This is a genomic window from Helicobacter cetorum, from assembly GCF_900198405.1.
Classification (GTDB): Bacteria; Campylobacterota; Campylobacteria; order Campylobacterales; family Helicobacteraceae; genus Helicobacter; species Helicobacter cetorum_C.
The window spans coordinates 77,191-77,691 of the sequence record NZ_FZMR01000021.1 but is presented as its reverse complement, the minus strand read 5'-3'; the positions used below and the strand labels follow the sequence as shown (position 1 = coordinate 77,691).

The window sequence follows — 501 nt, the reverse complement described above, 5'->3', positions numbered from 1 at the left end:
ACTTTTTAGTGTTTCCAAATAATCTCTCAAATACCCCTCAAACGATTGCTTCCTTAATTTTGACAAACTATCAACTACATTTGAATTAGCATTACTCTCTAAGGCATAATGATTACTTGCTATAAGCGTAGCTTGTTTAGGATTACTACTAACTTGACTAGGATTGATAAGTTGTAATAATTCATTACTCTGAGCCAACACTAATCCTAAACTCATAATCCCTACACCATTTTGTGTTAAACCTGCATTTAATTGTAAGCTTTTAGCTATTTTATCTATTTGAGAGTTTTTAAGTAAGCTAGGGTCATTTTGAATAGCTTTTAAGGTATTGATAGCTTGTTCTTGGATTTTTAATTGAGCGAGTTGGGTTTTTTGTGCTTGAGTAGGATTATTACCTAAAGCTTTTATTTGTTTTTGTAAATTTGTGATTTGACTAGAAACATCTTTATAAAGGCTTTTTAATTCTGTGTTACCTAAAAGAGAGGTGTTACCCCCCCCCCC

Annotated in this window: 1 pseudogene; it reads right to left on the bottom strand. The window is 32.1% G+C overall.

The annotated features are described in order from the left end of the window. Window positions 1–501, bottom strand: a pseudogene (locus C6H25_RS08635) (hypothetical protein); the annotation flags it as partial.